Source organism: Pseudomonas syringae CC1557 (assembly GCF_000452705.1).
Lineage (GTDB): Bacteria > Pseudomonadota > Gammaproteobacteria > Pseudomonadales > Pseudomonadaceae > Aquipseudomonas > Aquipseudomonas syringae_F.
On record NZ_CP007014.1, the window covers coordinates 2626889 to 2639534 of the forward strand.

The 12646-nt window shown below is 60.6% G+C and carries 16 protein-coding genes; all 16 read right to left on the reverse strand.

Translation table 11 applies throughout. The features are described 5' to 3' along the window. Position 1: 1 nt before the first annotated feature. A complete protein-coding gene (locus N018_RS11990) occupies positions 2-541 on the reverse strand; it encodes an integrating conjugative element protein (RefSeq protein WP_025389708.1) in 540 nt (179 codons plus the stop codon). Between the two features lie 25 nt (positions 542-566). Further along, positions 567-1130, reverse strand: coding sequence for a transglycosylase SLT domain-containing protein (locus tag N018_RS11995; protein ID WP_195757174.1), 564 nt, complete (start codon positions 1128-1130; stop codon positions 567-569). Continuing rightward, positions 1112-1834, reverse strand: a complete 723-nt coding sequence (locus N018_RS12000) for a TIGR03759 family integrating conjugative element protein (RefSeq protein WP_025389709.1) — start codon at positions 1832-1834, stop codon at positions 1112-1114. Before N018_RS12000 ends, N018_RS11995 begins: the two co-directional genes overlap by 19 nt. Before the next feature lie 15 nt (positions 1835-1849). Next, positions 1850-2479, reverse strand: a complete 630-nt coding sequence (locus N018_RS12005) for a hypothetical protein (protein ID WP_025389710.1) — start codon at positions 2477-2479, stop codon at positions 1850-1852. Beyond that, positions 2476-3060 (reverse strand): PilL N-terminal domain-containing protein, encoded by a 585-nt coding sequence (locus N018_RS12010; protein WP_025389711.1) that lies wholly within the window; start codon positions 3058-3060, stop codon positions 2476-2478. Before N018_RS12010 ends, N018_RS12005 begins: the two co-directional genes overlap by 4 nt. Positions 3061-3326: 266 nt before the next feature. Next, positions 3327-3767, reverse strand: coding sequence for a DUF4189 domain-containing protein (locus tag N018_RS28555; RefSeq protein ID WP_418903477.1), 441 nt, complete (start codon positions 3765-3767; stop codon positions 3327-3329). Positions 3768-4071: 304 nt separating this feature from the next. Next, on the reverse strand, positions 4072-4677 hold the full coding sequence (locus tag N018_RS28560) for a DUF4189 domain-containing protein (protein WP_080274820.1): 606 nt from the start codon (positions 4675-4677) through the stop codon (positions 4072-4074). A gap of 17 nt (positions 4678-4694) precedes the next feature. After that, positions 4695-5240, reverse strand: a complete 546-nt coding sequence (locus tag N018_RS26430; RefSeq protein ID WP_080274821.1) for a DUF4189 domain-containing protein — start codon at positions 5238-5240, stop codon at positions 4695-4697. Between the two features lie 302 nt (positions 5241-5542). Continuing rightward, positions 5543-7822 carry a helicase-related protein gene (locus N018_RS12015; protein WP_025389712.1) on the reverse strand — a complete coding sequence of 760 codons (2280 nt, stop codon included), beginning with the start codon at positions 7820-7822 and terminating at the stop codon, positions 5543-5545. 144 nt (positions 7823-7966) lie between these two features. Further along, entirely contained in the window at positions 7967-8272 is a 306-nt protein-coding gene (locus N018_RS12020; protein WP_025389713.1) for a hypothetical protein, read from the reverse strand. An 89-nt stretch (positions 8273-8361) separates the two neighbouring features. After that, on the reverse strand, positions 8362-8682 hold the full coding sequence (locus N018_RS12025) for a hypothetical protein (RefSeq protein WP_025389714.1): 321 nt from the start codon (positions 8680-8682) through the stop codon (positions 8362-8364). A gap of 48 nt (positions 8683-8730) precedes the next feature. Further along, a complete protein-coding gene (locus tag N018_RS12030) occupies positions 8731-9897 on the reverse strand; it encodes a DUF6094 domain-containing protein (protein ID WP_409554887.1) in 1167 nt (388 codons plus the stop codon). Positions 9898-9904: 7 nt separating this feature from the next. Further along, positions 9905-10555, reverse strand: a complete 651-nt coding sequence (locus tag N018_RS12035; RefSeq protein ID WP_025389716.1) for a hypothetical protein — start codon at positions 10553-10555, stop codon at positions 9905-9907. Between the two features lie 75 nt (positions 10556-10630). After that, a complete protein-coding gene (locus N018_RS12040; RefSeq protein ID WP_025389717.1) occupies positions 10631-10891 on the reverse strand; it encodes a hypothetical protein in 261 nt (86 codons plus the stop codon). A gap of 24 nt (positions 10892-10915) precedes the next feature. Further along, on the reverse strand, positions 10916-11620 hold the full coding sequence (locus N018_RS12045) for a DUF3275 family protein (protein ID WP_025389718.1): 705 nt from the start codon (positions 11618-11620) through the stop codon (positions 10916-10918). 60 nt (positions 11621-11680) lie between these two features. Beyond that, positions 11681-12610 carry a DUF3577 domain-containing protein gene (locus tag N018_RS12050; protein ID WP_025389719.1) on the reverse strand — a complete coding sequence of 310 codons (930 nt, stop codon included), beginning with the start codon at positions 12608-12610 and terminating at the stop codon, positions 11681-11683. Between the last annotated feature and the right edge of the window lie 36 nt (positions 12611-12646).

Genomic DNA, 12646 nt, shown 5'->3' on the forward strand with positions numbered 1-12646 from the left:
CTCATTGCTCGATGCTGGTGGCGGTGATCAGCGCCGGGTAGTGCCGCAGGCCCAGGCGTTCGGCCAGGTCGTCGCCGGACACGGGCGCGAGCGGCACGCCAGGCACCAGCGTGCGCAGCCGCGTCAAGGCCTGCACGGTCTCGACATTGACCACCAGGCCGACGGCGCGACGCTCGTGCAACGAGGCCGCATGGCGTCGCAGCCAGTCCTGGGAAGCCTTGTCGTCGCCGACGATCACGAAAGGCCGAAGGCCGGGTGCCTCGATTACCCGCCGCGCGACGGTACCGGGCGTGAGCCTGGCGCTGCGCACCGGCAGCATCGCGGCCTCGTCTGCGGGTGTCGCGGGAACCTGGGGCGTCGGGATGGGCGACCGCGCCGCGCCATCGGCCCGCGGCTGGAGGTTGAGGGCTTCGTAGTACGGCAGTGCCGACGCTCCGCCACGGTCCTCGACCACGATCATTGGCTCGCCGGCATACGAGGCCAACGGCAGGGCCGCCAGCAGCATGAGCAGGCCCCGCAGAGTCAGATGGAATTTCATCATGGGGAGATCTCCTGGCTCGCGGCGATCACCGCGGCGGTTGCACACGGGTGAGGTGGCGGGACACACTGCGCCGGTAGCGGGCGGCAGGCTCGCCGCCGGCGGGGCGGTGGTATCGGCCGATCGCGAGCAGCCAGTCTTCGCCGGGCACGTGTTGCTCCTTCAGGATTTCGGCTGCGATCGCAAGGTTTCGGTAAGGGTCCAGCAGGTCGCACGTACTGGTGAAGCGCTGCTTGTGGTAGCCCAGGTTGATTTGGCCCAAGCCGGCGTCGATGCGCGTGTGCGGCGTGGAGCGCATCGCCTGCTGCAAGCTGGAACAGGCGTCGGCGCGCGTGGCGAAGCGGCGTGACTGCCCGGCGATGTTGAGGGACCACGGCCATGGAACATTGCGTCCTTTGCGCTGGATGCCGCTCTCTTGCAAAGCCACGGCGTAGAGCACGGTCGAGGGAATGCCCGCCCGTTGCGCAGCAAGTTGGTAGGCCGGTGGCGGAACCTCTTGGGCTTGGGCAGCGCAGACACAAAGGCCGGCAGAGAGCACCACTGCTCGCAGGGGCCGCAAGAGGGGAGGAGCGGCTACGGCTGACGCTGCCATTGGCCATTTACCTCGCGCACGACGGCCGGCAGGTCGCCAGGTACACCCAGCGACAGCCAGCGACCGCCATCGTGGTTGAGCGTGATGCTGCCACTGCGCACCCGTGCCGGGTCGATCTGGGCGCGCTTGGCCCATTCGCGGATACGCGCGTCGTCCTGGCGACTGCCAACCATGTACAGGTCGAATTCGCCCCCCGAGGTTTGCAGACGCTGCACAAGCTGCTCGCAGGTCGCGCAGCCATCCTTGACGAACACCGCTGTGCGACCGCTGCCGCGCGCGGTGGCACTCGGCTTGTCATCGGGCAGGTTCACACGCTGCATACCGGGGTTCAGCCGCTGCCAGGCTTCGTCGTAGGCGCGCTGGTAGGCGAGCAGTTTCTCGACGCGACGCGCTTCGACCTGGACTTGCAGCTCCGCGTAGTGGCGCCGTTCTTCGTCCGAGCGAGCTTCGATACCTAGCGCGGTCAGTGGGTCCACGTTGGGCGATTGGATGCCCAGCGGGCCCTTCATCAGCTCCTGGTAGCGTGCCCATTCCTGGGGTTGCAGTCCCCAGTCGCGCGCCATGTGGTCGTCGAGGGGGCGGCCCGCCAGGGGGCGTTCCTGGTTGGGCGCATTACGGGACTGGGCTGTGGCAGGCTCCTGGGCCGAGGCCGACAGATGCAGCGCCGCCAGCAGCGAGAAGATCAGGATGGGATGGTGTTTCATCTCATGGTCTCTGCGTTAGGGAATCGCCACACGGCGGGTCTTCTCGCCGTCCTGGAACACGGCGGTATTCCGGTCGATGGCCTGCAAGCGCCAGGAACCAAACGCGTCGCCGGGCAGCAGTACCTGCACTTGGTCGGCGGTGAAATTTCCCGATGATGGGGCGACGGCTACGCTGCGCTGGCCGGCGCGCAACTCGGCACCCACGATGCGGAACGGCAGTGGGGTCGGCTCAGGCTTGGCGGCAGTGGGCTTGTTCTGCGAACGCGGCTTTGCAGGTGCCTGTCGTGTTTTGATCTGCTCGACCTCGGCGCGCAGTGCCTGAAGATCGTCCATGGCGGCAAGGCCGAACAGCGTCTGCTCGATATGTGCGATGCGGGCATCCAGGGCCTGCCGGATATCTTGCAAGCCAGCGGCGGTCGCGGCTGCTGGTCGCTGCTGCAAGGCTTTGGTGGTCTCGGTGAGTCTAGCGATCTGCGTTTCGAGACGCTGCATGCTGGAATCGACACGCTCCCGGTCGGCCAGATTGTTCATCGTTTGATGGTTCAGGATAGCGAAGACGCTCAGGCTGATCAGCCAAAGCCAGAGCAGGCTTTGCACGACGACGGCGGCAGTCGCGCGCCAGGAAGACTGTGAAACGTTGTTCATTGTTGGCCTCCCGCGAAAGGCAACGTCTGCATCGCGTCGGCGGCAGGTTGTCCGGGCGCCGGCGCGGTAGCGTCGCCGCTGACCTGCTCGAAGCAGACTCGGCGCGTGCGGTCATCTACACGCAGCTCCCAGGACGGACCGGCCAGCGTGAGCAGCGCATCGCGCAGTGTCAGGGGGCCCAGGTTCAAGTGCGCCGCCGGTAGCGGCAGCGCGTACAACTCGATCACGGCTTGCCCTGTCTCGCAGAGTTGGTAGCCGCTGCGCTTGAGTACATGCCGAAGTCCGTCGCCGACCGTGGCGCGGGCTTCTTCGGGCATCGAGACATCGACGGTCTGTAGCAGCAGGTCGCGCTGCGCTGCCATAGGGGCGAGTTCCACCAAGGTGTAGCGCCCAGAGCGCACGACCGGAATAAACTGCGGCGCCTCGGGTGTCGATGCGGGCGAGGTTTTCTCGAAGGCATCGGGCGCGTGCGACGCCGCGGTAGTCGCGCAGCCGCTAGCCAGCGCCGACAAGAGCAGGCCGATGAGTCCCGCCCGCAGGTTGCGTGCGGGATGGTGGAAACGGAGTGGAGAGGAGGGCATAGTCCGGCATCCTGAGACAGCGAGCCCTCACCATCACTGCTAAGGATGTGTACGGCAGCAAACAATGCGAATCACGTTGCGCCTGATTTTCCATCGCTTTCAAAGCCTGTCGGCATAGCCTGTGTAGGTAAGAACCTTGCGCCCCAGTGCCTTCCCCTGTTTGCAGGTATTGCTCAGCTCATGCTCTTTACAACAAGCTCGTGAAGCGGTGCTCTCACAGGAGATGTTATTTATAAGACGATGCATTCGCTAACTTCTAAAATAAATCAGTATTTATTAAATATAGGTTCAGAGCATGCGCTATATACAATTTCACATTTTGCTTGGGGCGTATTTTTATTATCTTCTGTGCAAATTTTTATCGCCGCGCTACTTGCCTCTGGGATAGTGGCTCGTCCAACAGCTCTGACGAAGCCGGTCGAGAATGGCTTTCCATTTATATGCGGCTCTACTATGACTGCGCACTGATTTTCGTATGTAAAAATAACTTTGCAATTGGTTTCTCCGTGTGAGGAGCAGCGCCTGATTGCGTCTTCCTCTGCCTCGGATTCAGAAAGCTTGCCAGTAGGAACGCCATAGTTTGTAGTTGAATTAATAGATCCTACTGCGATCGCGCCCCATGTTTTAATCCATTCCCCCGTTGGGCGAGGAGGCTCAGGCTGACGTTGCTGATAATAGCCTTGTGGGATTGGCCCGCAAGAAGTCATGTTTTCCACCAGCTTGCGCGGGAATTTGTCCTGGTGGACAGCCCTGCTCAGCTTGAGCGCTTTCAACGAAGCATGGGAGAAATACGACTAAAATCCCAAGAAATTTCATAGCATTCCTCTCATTCTGCATGGTGCGATTATTGCTCTGATTGGCTATACCATCGCCGCTGGAGTCGGGCCGCTCACGAATATGCGAACTGTACGTCAGGATGCGGTCTGAATAGCACGGTCGTAGGCCTCATTGTCAAATACAAAATAGCGAAACTTGATATATATGTTAATTTCATGCCGCTTGATCTCGAGTTTAGTACCTGTAGAAAAGTGGCTCTGTGCAGGCTGTGTACACAACTTTGCACGTCGTATTAGGCACTTTTTTGTTGAGCTCAATACATCTCTTAGAGGCTTCGGTACTTGCTTCGGCAATTGTTGCTGCACTTATAAATTTAATTAAGCCATCGGTAAGTGGTAATCCGTTTATTTGAGGTTCTGCGATGGCTACACATTGATTGTGATATGTGAACGCTACGTTGCAGTTATCCTTTGCACGCGAGGAACAACGCTTTAGTGAATCTTCCTCTGCATCAGACTTTGAGAGTTTTCCTGTAGTTATGCCATAGATCGTAGTTGAATCAACAGAGCCTACTGCGATTGCCCCCCATGTTTTAATCCATTCCCCCGTTGGACGCGGGGCAACTGGCTGCTGCTGAACGGAGTTTTCTTGTGGAATCGGCGCGCACGCTACCGCTCCTTGACCTCCGATCTGGTATTGCCCTGGGGGACATGCGCCTTCTGCTATGGCGTTAGATGCGAAGGCCATGATAAAGAGTAGAGGTAGGATCTTGAACATTTTGCCCCCCTTAAAGATGCTTGCGAGGCTAATCCGATAAGCTAGTATCCATCTTAACCTCATATCATCTCACCTCGAATTCAGTATTTGTGGAAAATTTGCTCTGTGCAAGCGGAGTACCCCACCTTGCATTGAGCAGAAGGTGTTTGTTTATTTTTTTCTTTACAGTCTTTGGCGGACATTTCACTTGCTTCCGCGATGGTTCCGGCTCTACTTGCACTAATCACGCCTGTAGAAAATGGCATTCCATTTATTTGAGGCTCGGCGAGCGCTACGCATTGATTGTGATATGAAATAAGAACTTTGCAATTATCCTCACCGTGAGAAGCGCAACGCCTTAGCGAATCCTCCTCCGCCTCAGATTTTGAAAGCTTACCAGTAGTTACACCGAAGCTCGTCGTGGCATCAATGGACCCCATCGCGATCGCCCCCCAAGTTTCTATCCATTCTCCGGTTGGACGCGGAGCAACTGGTTGCTGTTGACCGGAGTTTTCTTGTGGAATCGGCGCACATGCTACCGCACCTTGTCCTCCGATCTGGTACTGCCCCGGTGGACAGCCCTGCTCAGCTTGAACGCTTTCAACGAAGCATGGGAGAAATACCACTAAAGTCCAAAGAAATTTCATGGAATTCCTCTCATTCTTGCATGGTACGATTATCAGTGCTTGGGTGTGTGAGATAACAATGATCGATTTATGGCGTCTAAGATCTTATTCAAGCCAGGAAATATAGGTCAAATAAAATATTTTTCCTATAGCACAGCTGCCTTATTGACAGGCGGAGAATGCAGCTTGGTGTCTTGAAACATCAAGCCCTCTACATCAATGCTAACGACGTGTGCAAAAGCAAACAACGCACATCACGCTATATCCGATTTACTGGCCATGGCTCAAAAAAAACGGCCCCGAAGGGCCGTAAGTAGAGAGAGTCAGGCGGCGACAAGCTGCCGGGCCAGTGCGACCTCGACTGAATCACCGTCTTGGTTCAGGACATCAAGCCCCGATTCGGGCACGTCGCCCGAGGTGGACTGCGAGACCATGATTTTCTTGGCCATCAGCCCCAGACAGGTCATCTGCGAGGAGCCGGCGTAGCCAAGGTAGATCACTCGCACGTCCTCTTCTTGCCCGATGCGCCAGGAACGGCGAGCCGCTTGCTGGAGCGAGTACACGTTGTAACCCGATTGCATGAACACGATCGTCGGGAAATCCAACAGGTCCAATCCCGTCTTGACGAGTTCGGGGTTGGTGATGAGCACATCGATGCCGCGGTCCAACCGCTCGGCAATCCAGTCTTCGCGGCGGCTGGCATCTACGCTCGCGCGCAGTACCGCCACCTTGAAGCCTTCCTGTTCCAGCAGCATCTTCAGGCGCGACGTGGTGTCGCGCTTGCCGGTATAGACCGTATAGGTCAGGACCTTGCGCCCCTGCGCCTTCTCCTGCTTGCAGACGTTGATTAGCTCGCGCTCCTTGGGAGTGATCTCGAACTCGTTGAACTGAGCCGGGACGAATGCCAAGGTGTCCCGCGTGCGCGGATGCACCACGGTCTCCGACCGGAAACAGCAATCCGGCCAGGCCAGCAGCACGTTGAGAACCACCCCTAGCAAGGTCGTGTCGCGTCGCGCCAGAGCCTGCTTCAGCTGCGTGTTTAGCCGACCCGCCAGGTCGCGGTAGGCCGCGGCTTGTGCCGTGTCCATCGCGACTTCACGGAACTCCTCGTCATACGGGGGCAGAACGTCGCCACCGATGTCCTTGAGCTTGAGGAAGATCGTGAACGGCAGGATGCAGCGCAGCACGCCCTTGGGGCCGAAGCCCGGAGCCTTGACCGTTCGGACACTGACTTTCGTGCCTTTCGCAGTCTTGTGCGCCGTGCCGGTGCTCTCGGAATAGATGTCCTTGAGGACACCGTGATCGCGCATGAACGCCATCGCGGCCGAGGTCATGCTGCCGTTCGTGGTCGGGCGGTAGCCGTCTTCGATCATCCGCCCGGGAAGGGCTCGGAACAGCAGATAGAACAGGTCGTCACCGTAGCCACCCATCAGCGTGCCAGTGAGCAGCAACGTCTTGCGAGACTTTGCTGCCAGCACACCCATGGCCTGCCCTTGGGCGCTGCCGCCGTTCTTGTACTCGTGCGCCTCGTCGGCGATGAGTAGGTCGAACGTACCTTGAGGAAGGTATCTCTTGATGAACTCGGACGGCTGATAGCCTCCCTCACCAAACCCGAACTCCATGTTCGCCATCGCACGTTCCATGCGCGTCGCCTGGCGGTCTGAGAAGACCAGCTCGCCGCGGTCATCCATCAAGTTGATGAACTCATGGATGTTGTCGCCCAGCATCGATGCCAGAAAGCCGTCACCGAACTTCTGCATCAGCTTCTGCGCGGTTACTTCCCCAATTGTCGGGATGCGTTTCAAGGCTTTGAGGACGGCCGAGGACTGGTCGCTACCGGACAGGCTTCTCGGGCGGACCAGAGTCCAAAGAGGCGCGGCGCAATGGCTGCACTTCCTGCGGTACTCCTCGGCTTCGAGTTCGATCGGATTGACCGGTTCGCCGTCGAGGTCGGTGATGGCATGGCCGCAGTCCGGGCAGGCTGCTACGTCGCCGTCGCGGGTGCGCCGCCGGCTGAAGACGGGCCGCCAGTGGAAGCCCATCCGCATCCGCACGCGCCCCAGGACGAAGAACTCCTGAGCCGTGGGCTGCACGCTCAACTGCTCGCGCAACTTGATGAGCTTGACCAGTGTGTCGGGGCCGTTGAGTACCCAGACCTTTGCGCCGGCCACCGTCTCCTGAATCTCTCGCCGCCACTTGTAAACCAGATGCGGTGGCGAAAGAACCAGGGTGCGGCGGTAGCCCTCGGCATGGAGCACGGCGGCCGTGGCGATGCCGACGGTCGTCTTGCCGCAGCCCATTTCGCCGTTGACGATCGCGGCGCGCTCGCCACGGTCGATAAGCAACTCGGCGGCGGCATGGACGACTTCGGCCTGGGCCTCAAACAGTTTGCGCTTGAGGCTGGTGACAATGAGCTGACGGTGCGCCTGCGGCTGGCCCGTATAGACCGGCGGGTTTGCGCGATTGAGGGAGTCGAGCAGTTCGTCGCCGAACTCACCGACAAAATCCTGAAGGCTCAGGGTCAAAGGGGAAGATTCCGCATCGAGCAGTTCGCCCTGCACGGGAGTGTCTTCTGCGGCAGTAGAGTCGAGATCGAGGGACATGGTGATGCTCCAAAGAAAAATGGGGCATGCACCACCCCCAGCGGGGCAATGGCATGCCCCGGGGTGGGAAGATCAATCTCAATCGGCAAGCGGCCGACGGTGGATGGAAAACGCAGGCCTTGGCAGCCTGTGGGTGAAACGTGCTTAGTCTTCGGACCGCAGCACGATGAGGGTGAAATGGCGTTTCGCATCGGTGACGATGCGAATGCTCAGCTCAGGGTGGACCACGTAGTGCGACTCCAGCGATGCGCCCGATTGCAGTGCGATGCCGTTGGCTTGCCATTGCTCCTCGGTGACTTCACCCCAATCGCCACGGGCGTGGCGACGGAAGTACGGAAGCGGGTCCAGACGGCCAGAGCGGACCATGCGGTCGATGCCTTTGCTGAGGATGAGTGCGCCGATGGGAAACAGCAGCTCCCGGCAGTAGGTCTCTATGCGATGCGATGCCATGGGCTCCTCCTTGATGTAGCATTGAGCCACGACACCCCTGGCGGAGTGAAGTGGCTCCGTCAGGTGGATGGGATGACGATGTGCTGTCTTCAGATCATGTCGCGCTCTTCGGGAAGCTGGACCACCGTTGTCTGGTGGTCTTCGCTGGTCCTGACGATCAGCACCAGCTCCGGCGTGATCCGGTAGTAGGAGATCATCAGGTTTTTCTGTTGGAGTGCGGCGTCGTTGGCTTGGCGGGTCGCCTCGTCGATCTCTCCCCAATCGCCGCGCACATGACGCTGCACATAAGCGAGGGGATCGATGAGACTTTTGCAGGCCAGCCAATGCACCTTTTCGCTCAACTGCAGCGAGGCCGGTGCGAACACTGGTTGCTTCTGCTGCGCAGGCCGCTGGAACAGACGTGAGAGCATGGTGTTTCTCCTTTGATGAAGTGCAGCGGGACGTCAGGCGTCCGGGGATTAGCGGATGGTCAACACCTCGCCCCGTGTCGGGGAGCCAGGCGTCATATCCCATGCGCGGATGACGGGGACGAACTTGTCGGTGAGGATCCGGGTTTCGGCGATGGAGCCGTCGTCGCGTTCGGTGAATTCCCTCTGGAGCGTCTTGTCCTTGTGGGTGTCACCTTTGACGACGAGCAGGCGCCCTGTCTTGGAACGCACCACGCCTGATATCGCGCCCGCGGCCAGGGCCAAAGCGAGATGCCAGTGGGAAAGAGCACGCGCTGGAGGACGCAGCGACTGCTGCGCGGCCCCCAGGTGCGTGTCCAGCGATGGCCAGAGGCCTTGGAGCCGACCAACCTCATCGGCGAACTGCTCCGGCTCCATCGTCACGCGGAAAAAGTGCTCCGGCTCGGCCGGACTGGCGGGGACGATGTAAGGCTGGAGCGGCCATTCGCTCGGCAGCTCCTCGGCTTCGACTTCGCCAAGCCCAACCTGCAGCAGCAGATTGCGCATAGTCTTGACGCCATCCGGCGCCTGCTCGCGCTGGCGCATCCGGCGGCCGAAGATCACCAGCTGCTTGAACTGCGTCTCTACCGCTCGGTAAATCCGCAGGTCCGTGTAGTGGCGCGTCAGCCAGCCGACCAGCTCCGCATCCAGCACGTAGCCTGGAACGATGAAGACCAGCACACCGCCGTACTGCAGCAGCGACAAGGTTCGCTGATAGAACAGCTTTTCGAGGCGGGCGCGGCCCTGGCCCTGATACCCAATGTTGCCGTTGACGTCTTTGGACAGGTCGCCATACGGAGGGTTGAGCCAGAGCAGCCCGAAGGACTGCTTGGAAATCATCGTGTCCATCAGGTCCGCGTGCAGGCAGTGATCGGCCAGGCCGCGGGCATGGCGTGCCCGCTCCGCGTCGAACTCGACAGCGAACGCCTTGGCCTGCTCGCGCCCGAGGGCATGGGCGGCTTCAGCGATCGCCACGCCTTCGCCTGCGCAAGGATCGAGAATGCACATCGGTCCGTCGCTTGGCATGAGTGCGTTGAGAGCTCTTTCGAGCGTGGGTTCATCCGTAGGGAAGTATCCATTGCGAATGAAATTGCGGGCGAGCCGCGGGAACATGAGGGCCATCAATATCTCCTGGTTGGTGGGGATGAATGGTGGAAGCCCGCCAAGGCGTGCCTCCACGGGTAGGTCAAGCCGTTACCGCTTTGGGCGCAGAAATCTTGGCCGGATAGGCATCGGCGGTGAGCACGTCACTGCGGATCAGGGTGCCCAGCGCCAGAGTCAGCGCTGGCACGTCGATGGTGAGCTGATGGCCTTCCAGTGGCCCGAGGGCGAACGGAAGGCGGGTCAGCATCTCGCGGGTTTGCAGCAGTTCCAGCACGGTCTCGCGCCAGTGATCGAGCAAGGGCAACGGGCAGGTGTCCCGCACCAGCATCCACAGGCGGTCGAGCCGGTGGGCGCTGTCGCGTGGCAGCAATGCCAGCGCGCTGGCGTTGGCTTTGTCGGGCTTGACGCAGCGCCGGTCGAACAGCCACACGTTGGAAAGAGAGCCGAACAGCGTGCGCCGGTAGGCGCGTGTGACGCGCTTTTCCAGTCGATCAACGTTGCCGATGAACACCGGGACGCTGCCACCCTGGTCGGTGATGACGTGGAACTGGTCCAGTCCCTGCTCGTCGCCGCCAAGGGTCAGACGAGCTAGGAACTGCTGGACGGCGGTGTCGCGCGCCCAGATCGAAAGGAAGATCAGGTTGCCTTGATTGTTGCCGACGCAGGCGTCGGCCATCACGTCCGGGCATTCGTCGATGCGATACAGCGTGGTGGAAGAAGTGTTTGCGGGCATGGTGATGTCCTCGATTGACCGGGAACAGCACCGCCCTCGGAGGCTGGTGCTGCCCCTGGGCTGGAAGGAAAACGCTCAGTCCGGCTCGAACTGCCGGGTGTGCGGATTGAAATGAAGCACCTCGTCTGATGCTGTGATCGGCGTGAAGCCGTCCAGGTAGATGTTGTTGAGGTACTGGTCGCGGTAGGTCAGTGCCTGCCGCGCCTGTTCCTCGGTGAGACCGTTGTTGATGAAGTACTCCAGCATTTCCTCGTCCGAGGAAACTTCGTCGTTGGACAACTGCTCTTCAACGAATGCCAGCAGCGACCGCGGGAGCATTGCCAGGATCAGGCTCATGTCGGTTTCTCCTGGTTCAGACCATCAGCGCCGCGGCGGGTACGCAGTTTGCAGTTCGGCCTGTCGGCTCCACTCTTGCGTTTTGAAGTCCAGCGCGAAACCCAGCTCGTTCAGGCGGGCGATTTGTGCGCGCAAGGCGCGGCGGTCAATGGTCGAATCCAGCTTCACAGATTCGCCCAGCGGCCACAGTGCGCCGAACAGCGCGGCGTCCGGATCTTCTTCGCTGCCGGGGGCGGCAGACGCAGCGGGCGGCGGCGCATCCACACCGAACGGCGTGGTATCAATCAGCGGGTCCGCCGATGCCTCCAAGGGGGCAGGTTTGGCGGGTCGCGAGGCTCTGGCGGGCTTGGCCGACGTTGCCACCGGCTGCGCCCCAAGCTCTTCTTCGAGCGGATCGACATCCTGTGTGGCGAAGCTGCGTGCCTCGTCACGGCTCAGCTTTTCTATGCCGTTGAGCGTCATTCCGTCCAGGCTGGCGCGGATCTCGAACCGCATGCCGCCGCCGACCGGATAGGACTTCGGAAAGATGTACCTGATGACGAATTCTCCGTCGTACTTGCCTTCGGGGTACTGCTCCAGCTCGGGGTCTTTGACCTCGAACACACCAAGGTGTGTGGAAAGGCGGCCGACCGGGAACGGGCCGTACTTACCGCGGACGGTGCGCAGCGTGAGCTGGCCCGGGACGACGATGGGCGATACCGATCTCTCGGGCACCGATGTGACTGCCATGATGGCTCTCCTTTGAGAAATAGGAAAAAGCGGCTTGGCCCCGTGAGGGGCCAAGCCGGGTCAAAACGAAGCAACCAATGCCAGTTCCTGCTCCTCGACCGCACCTTCGTGCTCGCGCTCGGCGTACTCGATAGGTTGGTCGGAAACGGGGTTGGCGGCCGTGTCGATGATGGTGTCGGCTTTGGTCGCGGATGCGTCCATCTCCGGCGGCGCCTTGGCTTGCGCCTGGCTCGTCGGATAGACCTGGGTGCCGTCGATCTTGATCAGACCGATGTGGACCAGCGTCGATTCCAGGCTCGCGGCAGGTTCCCCGGCGTGCTCGCCCTTGGTGCGGATGTACGGATCGATCTTCATGTCGTTGAGACGGAAGGCGATCAGCACCTTGCGATCCCCTTCGATGGCCTGCACGCATCGGCGAACCAGATGCTCGGCTTCAGGGGTGGCGACGATCGTGTCGAAGTACCGGTATTCCGGTTCATCGACAGGTCCTGTCAGTGCGGCGATGGAGCACGACAGGAACGGATCGCCACCCTTGGGGGTGACGTCCTTCGGACGGTTGAGGTAGCCGATGCCACGGGTAATCAGCTCGTGCTGCTCGATCGAAGCCAGTTCGGCCCTATCGATCAGCTCGGCCTTGAGCAGTCGCGCCTTGAGAGACGCGGCGGCCTTGCCCTTGTGCTCGCCCTTGTCGCGGATGTACGCATCGCCCCAGAGGTCGCCGAGGCGGAAGCGCACCAGCGGGCGCTGCTTGGGATCTTCAACGCCGACGTAGCGCTGAACGAGCTTCTTGGCCTCTGCACCCGAGACCTTGACGTCGAAGTAGCGATAGCTGGGATCCCTGGCGGGGCCGACCAGCGCGGCGATGGTGCATGCAACGAAAGGCTGCGCACGGCGGCCGCCCCTGACGGGTACTTCACGGGCACGTTGCAGATAGCCGATGCCTGAGGTGTGCAGATCGAAGTACGATTTCTCGTTGGACGTGGTGTTCATGGTGAATCTCCATAGGGAAGAAGCGGAGACACACCG

Bases quoted from the DNA above. Each gene is read 5' to 3' on its own strand.
- N018_RS11990 (WP_025389708.1), bottom strand. From the start codon at position 541: ATGATGAAATTCCATCTGACTCTGCGGGGCCTGCTCATGCTGCTGGCG.
- N018_RS11995 (WP_195757174.1), bottom strand. From the start codon at position 1,130: ATGGCAGCGTCAGCCGTAGCCGCTCCTCCCCTCTTGCGGCCCCTGCGA.
- N018_RS12000 (WP_025389709.1), bottom strand. From the start codon at position 1,834: ATGAAACACCATCCCATCCTGATCTTCTCGCTGCTGGCGGCGCTGCAT.
- N018_RS12005 (WP_025389710.1), bottom strand. From the start codon at position 2,479: ATGAACAACGTTTCACAGTCTTCCTGGCGCGCGACTGCCGCCGTCGTC.
- N018_RS12010 (WP_025389711.1), bottom strand. From the start codon at position 3,060: ATGCCCTCCTCTCCACTCCGTTTCCACCATCCCGCACGCAACCTGCGG.
- N018_RS28555 (WP_418903477.1), bottom strand. From the start codon at position 3,767: ATGACTTCTTGCGGGCCAATCCCACAAGGCTATTATCAGCAACGTCAG.
- N018_RS28560 (WP_080274820.1), bottom strand. From the start codon at position 4,677: ATGAGGTTAAGATGGATACTAGCTTATCGGATTAGCCTCGCAAGCATC.
- N018_RS26430 (WP_080274821.1), bottom strand. From the start codon at position 5,240: ATGAAATTTCTTTGGACTTTAGTGGTATTTCTCCCATGCTTCGTTGAA.
- N018_RS12015 (WP_025389712.1), bottom strand. From the start codon at position 7,822: ATGTCCCTCGATCTCGACTCTACTGCCGCAGAAGACACTCCCGTGCAG.
- N018_RS12020 (WP_025389713.1), bottom strand. From the start codon at position 8,272: ATGGCATCGCATCGCATAGAGACCTACTGCCGGGAGCTGCTGTTTCCC.
- N018_RS12025 (WP_025389714.1), bottom strand. From the start codon at position 8,682: ATGCTCTCACGTCTGTTCCAGCGGCCTGCGCAGCAGAAGCAACCAGTG.
- N018_RS12035 (WP_025389716.1), bottom strand. From the start codon at position 10,555: ATGCCCGCAAACACTTCTTCCACCACGCTGTATCGCATCGACGAATGC.
- N018_RS12040 (WP_025389717.1), bottom strand. From the start codon at position 10,891: ATGAGCCTGATCCTGGCAATGCTCCCGCGGTCGCTGCTGGCATTCGTT.
- N018_RS12045 (WP_025389718.1), bottom strand. From the start codon at position 11,620: ATGGCAGTCACATCGGTGCCCGAGAGATCGGTATCGCCCATCGTCGTC.
- N018_RS12050 (WP_025389719.1), bottom strand. From the start codon at position 12,610: ATGAACACCACGTCCAACGAGAAATCGTACTTCGATCTGCACACCTCA.